Annotated in this window: 12 protein-coding genes and 1 pseudogene; 10 read left to right on the plus strand and 3 right to left on the minus strand. The window is 33.6% G+C overall.

The window, feature by feature from the left end:
* Positions 1-352 precede the first annotated feature (352 nt).
* Complete coding sequence (locus KKG99_13560) at positions 353-1,081, minus strand: PorT family protein (GenBank protein ID MBU1014021.1); 729 nt, start codon at positions 1,079-1,081, stop codon at positions 353-355.
* Positions 1,082-1,397: 316 nt separating this feature from the next.
* Here KKG99_13560 and KKG99_13565 point away from each other — a divergent pair, with 316 nt between their 5' ends.
* The 9 genes from KKG99_13565 to KKG99_13605 all read left to right on the plus strand — a co-directional run bounded on the left by KKG99_13565 (position 1,398) and on the right by KKG99_13605 (position 8,393).
* Positions 1,398-2,009, plus strand: coding sequence for a porin family protein (locus KKG99_13565; GenBank protein MBU1014022.1), 612 nt, complete (start codon positions 1,398-1,400; stop codon positions 2,007-2,009).
* 28 nt (positions 2,010-2,037) lie between these two features.
* Positions 2,038-2,700 (plus strand): hypothetical protein, encoded by a 663-nt coding sequence (locus KKG99_13570; protein MBU1014023.1) that lies wholly within the window; start codon positions 2,038-2,040, stop codon positions 2,698-2,700.
* An 81-nt stretch (positions 2,701-2,781) separates the two neighbouring features.
* Positions 2,782-3,126, plus strand: coding sequence for an integrase core domain-containing protein (locus KKG99_13575; protein MBU1014024.1), 345 nt, complete (start codon positions 2,782-2,784; stop codon positions 3,124-3,126).
* On the plus strand, positions 3,123-3,473 hold the full coding sequence (locus tag KKG99_13580) for a PCMD domain-containing protein (GenBank protein ID MBU1014025.1): 351 nt from the start codon (positions 3,123-3,125) through the stop codon (positions 3,471-3,473). Before KKG99_13575 ends, KKG99_13580 begins: the two co-directional genes overlap by 4 nt.
* A gap of 33 nt (positions 3,474-3,506) precedes the next feature.
* Positions 3,507-4,115, plus strand: coding sequence for a hypothetical protein (locus tag KKG99_13585; protein ID MBU1014026.1), 609 nt, complete (start codon positions 3,507-3,509; stop codon positions 4,113-4,115).
* A 36-nt stretch (positions 4,116-4,151) separates the two neighbouring features.
* Positions 4,152-4,598, plus strand: coding sequence for a phosphate-starvation-inducible PsiE family protein (locus tag KKG99_13590; protein ID MBU1014027.1), 447 nt, complete (start codon positions 4,152-4,154; stop codon positions 4,596-4,598).
* Positions 4,599-4,628: 30 nt separating this feature from the next.
* Complete coding sequence (locus KKG99_13595; protein ID MBU1014028.1) at positions 4,629-5,552, plus strand: META domain-containing protein; 924 nt, start codon at positions 4,629-4,631, stop codon at positions 5,550-5,552.
* A gap of 134 nt (positions 5,553-5,686) precedes the next feature.
* Positions 5,687-7,633: a hypothetical protein gene (locus KKG99_13600; protein MBU1014029.1), complete on the plus strand. Its 1,947-nt coding sequence runs from the start codon at positions 5,687-5,689 to the stop codon at positions 7,631-7,633.
* Positions 7,634-7,643: 10 nt separating this feature from the next.
* Positions 7,644-8,393, plus strand: a complete 750-nt coding sequence (locus tag KKG99_13605) for a LuxR C-terminal-related transcriptional regulator (protein ID MBU1014030.1) — start codon at positions 7,644-7,646, stop codon at positions 8,391-8,393.
* A 69-nt stretch (positions 8,394-8,462) separates the two neighbouring features.
* Here KKG99_13605 and KKG99_13610 read toward each other — a convergent pair whose 3' ends face one another.
* Complete coding sequence (locus KKG99_13610; protein MBU1014031.1) at positions 8,463-8,666, minus strand: hypothetical protein; 204 nt, start codon at positions 8,664-8,666, stop codon at positions 8,463-8,465.
* 223 nt (positions 8,667-8,889) lie between these two features.
* Here KKG99_13610 and KKG99_13615 point away from each other — a divergent pair, with 223 nt between their 5' ends.
* The gene (locus tag KKG99_13615; GenBank protein ID MBU1014032.1) at positions 8,890-9,129 is read left to right on the plus strand and encodes a hypothetical protein; all 240 of its coding nucleotides are present in this window, start codon (positions 8,890-8,892) and stop codon (positions 9,127-9,129) included.
* 211 nt (positions 9,130-9,340) lie between these two features.
* Here the strand turns inward: KKG99_13615 and KKG99_13620 are convergent.
* Positions 9,341-10,500, minus strand: a pseudogene (locus KKG99_13620) (IS4 family transposase).
* Positions 10,501-10,842: the final 342 nt, after the last annotated feature.

Here is a 10,842-nt window from a genome sequence, read left to right on the forward strand (position 1 = left end):
GCCGTCTTGTTCCCTGATATCAGTCAGGTCAAAATGAGTTAGTAAATCTTCCGGGAAGAAATGCTTTAAAATATCTTGTGCTTCCATGTAGCTAAATTAATTGTATTTCATTTTCCCCACCTGTTTTATCGGGTGAACCGGATTTTATAGGAGGTCATAGGATTTAAGCGAATAAAAAAGGGAGTAGTTCCCAATATAATTGCTGATAATGAATGTGTTAGAAGAAACAGCAAAACAAAAAGTGGGGAGCTAATCATGAGGGTAGTTATAAAAGATGAAAATCAACAAAAGAATGAAATAATACCTTTTTCATTTTTTAGAATTAAACAAGTTTCATTCATCTAAGTGAAATTCAATTCTTAATTTTCTTTATCGTCGGAAAACTAACTCCGAATTGGAATGTTGATATCCTCGCATTTCCAAATGATTGTTTATCGTTAAATGCACGGCTAAATTCGTGGCAATACCGGGCAAACAAGTTCAATTTTATCTCAGATGAAGACTTTTTATTTGAAAAATAAATCCAATAACCCAGTTCAATAGGGAAACTAAAACTAACCTTATTAAAAAACTCCTTTGCGTCAAGTTTTAATTCCGCTTCCAAATCATTCGTGTATTTTCCTATACTTTTTTGGCTTGCAGACGAAAGTAAACTAAGCTGCGGTCCGACGGCAATAAAAAAGTCGGGTGTAACATTATAACGCATCATGACTGGAAATTCAATATAACTGAGTTTTAAATCGGTGTGTGTAAGAACTAATTCTGAAGGCAAATCAATTAAGGGATTGGTATTTTTAATCCCTTTTTGAGAGAGCGGTTTGAATTGTGGATTAAACTGCCAGCGTTCATTTAAATTCATATGCAATCCAAGCCCAAAATTTAAACCATATAACGTGCTACCATTTCCCATTTTCGAAATATTGCTTGCATTTAACGCTCCATCAATACTTAAATGAAGGTCCTCCGAAGCGAGTTTGTCTCCAAAAATGAGCAGTAAAATGGCAACCTGACCATAACTTGCGCCAATGATTAAGAAATTTAGCGCAAGCGTCATGAATAGTTTATAAAATATATTTCTCATATCCAATTGCAATAATTTTTAGTCCCAATTTTATACGTTAATAAAATCACAATTCAATTCATTAAAGCTTCCCATTTAATGGTAAACAAGTATCAATTTCACACAAAAACCTCACCTGCAATCTGTAATAAGCCTAATCTACAGTCATTTAACAAAGCGAATTCAATCAAGCAATTCATTAAAAAACTTTAGCTTAAAAAGTTTCCGTAAAAGTAATCAACTCCAATCATTTCAAGTGTCAACTTTAGTGGATTGTTTAATTTTCAATCTCATGGTAACTTTGTTCATGAATAAATTGCATTAAAATTTCAAGGTTATGAAAAAAACAATACTATTACTTTGCTTAACAATTCTAACAAATACTTTAATTAAAGCCCAGGATTTACAGTTTACACCTTTTGCAGGATATACATTTGCCGACAAGTTTAATTTTTACAGGGGAAATGCCAGAATTGGCGATGGATTCACGTATGGTGGAATATTATCGTATGTAATCCATAAAAGTGTTGCAATTGAATTAACATACAGCAGACAAGATTGTAATGCTTCAGCCTATTCCGATTATCACCAAATAGATGTATGGGGGCCAATGAGTGCAAACTACATTTATTTGGGCGGCAGTAAATTACTACCACTAAATGAGAAAATGTTATTATTTGCCGGTACAAATATTGGAATGGGAATTTATTCCGGGAAAGATAATAATCTTGGTTCAACCACCAAATTCGCTGTTGGATTTAACGGAGGGTTGAAATATTTTTTCTCTGATAGGGTTGGCTTGCGACTTCAAGCCAACCTGAATTTACCAATTACCGAAGTTGGCGCTGGTTTGTGGTGGGGAGGTGCTGGTCCGTCAGTTGGGTTATCATCACGCGTTCCATTTCTCCAGTTTGGTTTCACTGGTGGATTGGTTTTTAATTTAAATTAATATTTTCAAATCATTAAAATAACTTAAAATGTTAAATTACTTCAAAATCGGTAAAACAGTACTATCTGGCCTACTGTTAACACTTTTTTTAATGGCATGTTCAAGTTCTCAACGTGTCACAAGTTCGTGGATAAATAAAGAAGCGATTCCGGACGAACCGTATAAAACAATTTGCATAATTGCGCTGGTACCTGATAAAACAGCAAAATTAACCATTGAAGACAAAATGGCTAAACTTTTATCTGATCATGGAGTTAAAGCAGTAAAAAACACAGAATTATTTCCTTTTACTTTTGCTGATAATGAAGAAATTCCACGTGAGAAATTGCTTGAAAGAATGAAAGGTGCAGGATGCGACGGCATTTTTACGATTGCCGAGCTTGACGTAAAAACAGAAGAAAGATATGTTCCAGGAACTCAGCCAATGCCTTTACCTCCTTACAGGTATCGATACTACAACAGCTATTATTCTTATTATACATACCGTTATAATCAGATTTATGAACCTGGTTACGTAACAACAGAAACTACTTACTTTTTTGAATCAAACTTCTATGATCTAGCCACTGAAAACCTGCTGTGGTCTATTCAATCGGAAGCATTTGAACCAACCAATATTGACAGTTGGTTTCAAGGATATTCTGGTTTATTAATCAATCAACTTAAAAAGGAAGGACTGCTAGCCAAATAAATGATGAATCATTTACATTTTTGATCATGAGAAAAGTAGCATTATTGTTGGCTGGAGCTTATCAAACACCATGGAATCGGGATGGGTTGTAAATACATTAAGCACATCAATAACGCAATATGGCAAGCCAGAGATTATCCATTCCGATCAGGGCAGCCAGTTAACTCAGATGAATATGTGAATTTGGTAAAAGGCCTTGAAACGGTAAAGATATCAATGGATGGGAAAGGAAGGGCAACCGACAATGTTTATATTGAACGATTCTTCCGAACCATTAAATATGTTAAGATTTATCTGGAGCGTCCGGAGAACGGAGTTGAATTGCAATTGGTTTGTAAACAGTTTATTCACTACTACAACGAAAGACGGGATCATTCTTCTATCAGGGATGTACCGCCAAATAAATCTTACAGGAGGGCGGCATGAGTTGTCAACAAATCAGGGAAAGTATTAGTCTCCCCCCAGCCCCCTCCCCTCGTGCTAACAATAACTCTAATATTTGTTTAAAATACTGCCCAAAGGGATTAGACCATCTCAATACACACGCTGAAACATTAACAGACATTGAAGTTGAATTTACATACGGAGTACTTGACAATACTTTCCCCGACAATATGAAACCTCTGAATGGAATGTATATAACGGGAGACTCCTTAAATTTTATGCTTCCATCTCACATTGTATTTGTGGCTTCCTCAAGTTTCGATGCTGTCAATTTTGCCGGAGCAGTGGGCAGTACTTTAATTACCGACAATCTGGAACTGATTGATTAAAAATGTAATTCATTTAAAATAAAACTTGTAACCATGAACAGCAAAATGATTTTTGTAAATAACACATTGAAAGCAGGGATATTTTTTGTAATCCCCATCATAATTGTTCTGATTATTTTTTTAAAAACGATAGGTATAATCACTCCGGTTTCACATATGATTGAAACGTTTATTGATCCTCAGAATAAAGTCCCATTTCTATCAACTTTAATATCTGTTTTCTTAATTCTTTTTATCTTTTTTATGGGCGGAATCCTGGAAAATCATTTTTCGGGAAGTAAAAAAATAATTTCATGGATAGAAAATAATGTTTTGTCATTGCTTCCTGCATACCAGCTAATTAAAGGTACTACCCAACAAAAAATAGGACTCGAAACAGCTGTAAATTTGAAAGTGGTTTTGGTTCCAACTGACGGCTGGGTTTTAGCTTTTCAGGTGGAAGAACTGGCAAATAATGAGGTTTTGGTTTTTATTCCAGCTTCACCAAATCCTTATGAAGGAAACCTGAATATTTTTCAAAAATCGGAAATTCGAAATACAAATCTTTTACCAAAAGATGCTTACACCATTTTTAAAAAAACCGGGATAGGAACACGAGGCATCTTCGATAAAAGCATTATCGATCCCCAAATAACAAGCTAATTTGAAAATTATAATACAAAATTTAATATAAGAAATATGGAAAAAGCACTTGATAAATTTGAAAAGATAATAAGCACGATACTTCTACTGGTAGCCATGTTTGTCGTAAGCTTTCAAACACTTGAACTTATCTGGGAATTGATAATTTCATTTAGTGCAAGAATTTTAGAAGTGGGGCTTGAATACCGGCCGGAATATACCCAAACTGTAGTGGTACTATTTTTTAGTATTCTGTTAACGCTTGAAATAATGGAAACCATAAAAGTTTACCGGCACAATCATCAGGCTAAAATCGAAATTATTCTAATTGTTGTTATGATTGCCATTTCCCGAAAAATTCTGGCCATGGATACACAGGAGGCACATGTGGAGGAGGAACTCGCTATCTCAGCATTAATAGTTGCATTTTCATTAAGTTATTTTTTAGTTCGAATAAGAAACAGGAAAAAAGTTTCAACAATAAAAAATGAACAGGACAAGTAAAAGCTTAAAAACAACATAGAAAATTTTGAAATGAAAAAAGGTGTAATTCTAACCATGGGCATGCTTATTTGTTCACTTGTTTTTTCGGATTCAAGAGGAGCTAATCAGGTATCAAGAACATTAACCACAGACTATTCAGAAAGTTTCCGTGAACAAAATCCTGTGTTAACGACAAAGAAATTAAATCCAAAAAATAGCCGCTTTGTAATTGAAGGAAAAAAAATAAGGCTAAAAAGAGGTGTTTCCAAGATTAAGTTAGACAAGAATAGCGCAACGAAATTAATTACCCAATATACAGGTAAAAATGTTGTTGGTGACATAAATGGTGATGGAGCCGATGATATGGCGATAATACTTTCTCAGCAGTCTGGTGGAAACGAGATACGCTATTACGCCTCTGTTATTAGCTCGGAGAAAGGAAAATACAAAAGTTCGAATACGGTATTCATAGGCGACAGGATTAATGTTTACTCCATTGCGCTTAACAACGGGAATATAATGATGGAATATGCAGATCTTCCAAAAGAAGATACGACTGTATTTGCCCCCACAGTGTTACTTTCAAAAATCCTGAAATTTGAATCAGGAGTATTATCCCAAAAACAAAACGAGATATCACTTTTTGGAAGGTCTTGGAAATGGGAAAAAACAATTATGAATAATGGCAAATCCACAGTTCCAAATAATGAAGATGCTTTCAGTTTATTTTTTAGCGACGATGGGAAAATATTCATTACAACCGATTGTAATACATTTTCAGGTATTCACAAAATATCGGATAATAAACTGACTTTAGGTCCGTTAAAATCAACCCGTAAATTTTGCGAAGAATCGCAGGAGGATATTTTTATAAAATCTTTAAATGAAGTAGATACCTGGTTTATAAATGAAAAACAACAACTTATTCTGCAATTAAAGTTTGATAGTGGTTCAATAATTTTCGGTTATAAATAAATTCTTATTTTTTCATAACCTAACAGGAATTCAGCGTTTTTTAAACATAATTAAAAAATGAACACAGGATAAAATTAAATTGACTTTTAAACAATTTAAAAGTATTTTTGTTAATGAAGTCAAATATCTTTAAAATGCCTATTCTTAAAACCCGGCTTTATAAACCAATTGTCAATAAAGACTATATCATCAGGGAACGGCTGGTAGTTTATTTAAATGATATAATTCATCAGCCACTAAGAATTGTTGTTGCCGGGGCGGGTTATGGTAAAAGTGTTACTGTAGGGCAATGGCTAAACCAATCGACATTAAAATATTGCTGGATTTCGCTGGAACAGGATTGTAACGATTTGCTTGTTTTTTTATCGTACCTGGCAGAAGCAGTTAATGCAGTTGTACCTGGAAAACTGATGTTGATAAGGGATATGTTGTCCGCAACAAATATGCCATCTCAAAAAGCAATTTCAGAAATTTTAATCAATGAACTTGAAAGCATTGATGAAGAAATCAATATTGTTTTGGATGATTATCATTTCATAAACAACAATCAGGTTCATGATTTAATAAATGATTTTTTACAATACCCATCCGGAAATATTAAATTAACCATTATTTCGCGTTTCGATCCTCCACTTAAATTAAACAAACTAATTACATACGATAGGTTAGGTGAGTTGCGGATGAAAGACCTAAAGTTAACGATTGATGAAATACAGGAATTATCTGGAAAAATGTTGGTTTCACCAGTCGACAATGAGATTGCTGAGAGGATATATGAGTTAACTGAAGGTTGGATTATCGGGGTTAAAATGCTGTTTCGGAATTATTCTAACCTTAACAATAAGGCGCATATATTTGTAGCCCTGGAAAAGAACAAAAATCAATTAATCGAATTTTTATTTGAACAATTTCTTTCACAATTTCCTGTTGATGTGCAGAAATGCATGATGGTTGCATCCTGTTTTAATCAATTTAATATAACGTTAATCAAATTACTTTGTCCCCGTTCAGTTGAAAATAATTTAACTAAGGATTTTGAACATTATTTTTTTTCTTCCACATTTATTATTCAATTGGATGATGGAAAAGAATGGTACCGTTTTCATCAACTTGTTCAGGAATTTTTACAGCAGGAATTAAAGAAAAATTTTACAAATAATGAAATTTCTGAATTTTATACAGTAGCAGGCAAATATTATGCGTCAAAAGGCTCGATTGAACAAGCATTGAATTGTTATCTGAAAGCTGGCGATGTTTCACTTGCAGTAAAACTCATTGAAGTTTTTTTTCATGATATAGTTGACAATGACCACCTTTACCGACTGAATAACTATATGAATCTATTGCCTGCAGGAATGATAGACAACCATGTTTTCTTATTGCTTGTCAGGGCTTTTCTTTGTGAAGCGAAGGCTGATTTTGTTTCAATGGCTATTGATTTGGAAACCGCATTACCACTATTGCCCAAATTAGATATAGGAAAAACCGAAACTGTAAATATCTGGGCAATTTATTATGTAGTTAAATCTATATATTCATTTTATAGTGGTGATTTAAATACATCATTAGAAAGCTCCCAAAAAGCATTGCAAATATTTGGTGCACACCCATTTTATTTTCGCGATTTGGCCCTTGCCTTTTACGCCTTCACCCTCCAATATAAAGGGAAAGGAGACGAAATAAGCGAATATCTGAAAAACGACTTGACAAAATGGCCTAATAATCAAAGAATTAACCTGATGCGAAATAAACTAATTCAGACAATGATTTATGTAATGCAGGGTAAAATTCATCTAATTAAAAATCCATTGCATTTGATAAAATCAATCAGCAATGAAGAAAGCTTATGGATTACAAATGTAATGGCAAACAACTACCTGGCTTGGGTTAATTATTTACAAAATAATCTGGATGAAGTAAGTGATTTTGTAAAATCGGGAGTCGAACATAGTTTTTCGGGACGTCCATTTTGGGTATTGCAAGTCTATTTTGTTGAGGGTTTTCGATTATTAGCGATGGAAAAGCATGCTGATTTGAATATTCTTAGTTTCCGAAATGCACGCTTATACCCGAAATTTTGAAATTGCTAAATTGAAAAATATTGTAACTACCTTCGAAATTGAAGTAGCGTTAAAAAGAAATAATCTTGAATTGGCAAAAAGCCTTATTCCCAAAGCTACTTTTGAACCCTTTCCAATATTTCACCTATTTTTTATCCCACAATTGACAAAGGTAAAACTCATGTTAAAAGCTGTTGACATTTATAGTCCGGAAGAAACTAAATTACAACTGGAACAACTTATTGAATTTGGCAAATTATCTTATCATACAACACTTTTAATTCAGACCTATCCACTTTTTGCTTTATGGCATCTTAAATTTGGCGATAAAAATGAAGCGCTTACTAACTTAAAAATCAGTATTGATTTAGCCAGGGAAACAGGAAATGTAAGAAACTTTCTGGATTTAGGCGAAGAGATGAGAATCCTCTTCAATAGATTAAGTCCGGAAGAAAAGGATGAGCCATTTGTAAAACAAATAATAAAAACCTTTAATTCTACAAAACAAAAAAGTATTAACAGCACTATTATAAATCAGAACAACGAAATTGATTTGGAAGCGATTGATGAACTTTCAGAAAAAGAACTGGAAATACTCCGTTTGGTTGCCATAGGATTTCAAAATAAGGAAATTGCTGACAAGGTATTCTTATCTCCCGCAACAATAAAAACCTATTTATACCGGATTTATGGAAAATTAGGTGTAAAAAACAGAATTAGTGCAGTTACCAAAACAAAGCAATTATATCCTACCCTTTTATCACAAAGAATTACATCTTAATAAAAAATCTTTTTTGTTTTTGAAAATGGGTTCCGCCTTGTGTTTTTTCATGTATGAATCATTTGGTTGTCATGCCGAATTCATTTCGGCATCTCTGCTTCGAACAACAGATTTCGACACCCAGCTTGACGGATACCTGGCAGGAATTTGCCAATGACAGATATTTGTAACATTCAGATATTTAGCAATATATTGCAATTGGTCAAAGATTGCTTTTCCACCTTTAGGTTGGTTCACAATTGCAAGAATGAATAACAAAGCAATCACTGTCATCAGCTCATTCTGTCTAATAAAATTTTGGTGAACTCCAGGAATGACTTGCCCTAAACTTGTCAACTTACTTATAATCAGCCGTCTGACAAAAAATGGTATTTCAAAATACCATTTTCATTTGTGTCTGTCAACTTATTGTCAACCAAAGTAGATTGATCCAAGCACGTTACTTGCCGAAATTTGTTTTAAAAATTTTGAAATCGAATTAATAAATTAGAATTGAATGGTAAAATTCGATGAGGAGCTAAATTACAAACTTGTTGTGCAGGGATCTGTTTTCCATGATTTGTTAGAGAACTACAAACATCACGTAATATCCACAAAAAAGGAAGGAAACGGAATTAGAACAGAAATTGAGGTTTCTGTAAAAGATCAGGCTCAGTTATGCGGGCTGCTTAATATGCTGTATGATTTTAGGTACACCATACTGAGTATAAAAATTTTGCAAAATATATTGGACTAATGCTACGGGTATCTGATGAAAAATAACTTCACTTTTTTAACTGTAAAGCAAAATAGAATACAGGAGTTCCAAAGAAATAAACTCCCATTTTATAGAACATTATAATCATTGATTATTAATAGATGCACATAACATTGGGTTCATTATGAAAGGCGGTAAGATTTATAAGAATGCCGTTAACGACAAAATTTTATTAATCATTGCTGTCCACTTAAAACAGATTGAGTAACAGCTGGTTACAAAAAGGTTCTTTGACATTTTGGGAGTATACGATTTTAAAAAGCTCATATACAGGTGTTTTGTCTAAAAGTGATATTCCTAAAACCTGTAGAATTTCGTAGGTTGATCGATCTATTTTTAATGAAGATCCTACGATAGCAATAAGGCAATAGGCAGTAATGCAGAATAGGTTTGATTCGCACTGCATTTTCTGTAGTCCCCCAGAAAGCCTTTATTTTCAAGTGCTGTTTTATCCATTTGCAAAAAGCTCTACTTGCCATCGATTTTTATACAGATAGGAAATCTCTTCTGCAGATAGGTCAAAGTTGTTTGACAGAAACACAAATGTTCTTTCTGTTTCTTTGTCAAAATACTTCACGCGACGAATTTTTTGTGGATAATCTTTTGAGATATAGTAGCCTGTAAGTTTGCCTATTTGATCGCTTTTCACGCCGTTTTCTTTGTTGCTTTTAATGGTGTACATTCTTTGGAAGCGAAGATTTGTTTTTGCCATTACAACAAAATAAGCTGAGTGCAGGGTAATTTTAAACAGTCTATAAAAATCCACATATGCCCGATCAAAAATGTAATAGGCTTCAGGCTCATAATCAAGCCTATCCATTGCATTGACATCATGTACGTTTGCTGGACTAATATGCACAAAAGCAGGTATTTGAGTAACTACGTCAAACAATGTGTTGATCTTAATCCCCGCTTTGTACTTTCTAAATTTGGCCCACCAAAACACGCTTAAACACAAGTCAATGGTAGTAGAGTCAAAAGCATATGCTTGTCCTTTAATAGCAAAGTCACTATTATGACGTTTTTCACGGTCAATGGCAACTAAATGATATGCAAAGGATTCAAATATCCTGCTGTCTCTTTTCTCATTTGCCTTGGCCAAATTGATCCTGGTTACACTTTTCCAAAGCCTAAATGATAGGTTTTAGCTGAATGGGCATTAATAGCAACGGCAAGATCACGTAAGCTATCACGATTGGTAAGTTGGCCGAAAAGCATGCAACGCAGTTGATTCCAACAGGAAAAATGTCTTACATGCTTGTTTCCATTAAATTGTTTAACAAAGCGATCAAACGCTCTTTGGGGCAAAGACTCTACGAGTTGCGCGAAAACATATTTCCCTTGATTCATGGTCTACTCTTTTTTGAGTAAACCTAAGTCATTTCAAATCGTCACCGTGCTAAAATGCGCTAGAATCGTTTACTGTCAAGGTTTTCAAAGAACGAATAAGGTTTTTTAGTGGACACTAGTTACAATAAATATTTAACCAATTATAATATAAATTAATAGATATAAAAAGAACAATTTTTACCTGATTTATTTCAAGTCTTATTTTACGAGCTGCCAGCAAACAACAAAAACTATAAATCCAATTAAAATTATTATCATGAAAAACTATCTAATTATTCTCTTTATTTTTTTTGCATCCTTATCCTACGGTCAACAGAAAAAAACTACAAATGAAACCTATGA

The sequence above is a fragment of the Bacteroidota bacterium genome (genome assembly GCA_018816945.1).
In the GTDB taxonomy this organism is placed as follows: domain Bacteria; phylum Bacteroidota; class Bacteroidia; order Bacteroidales.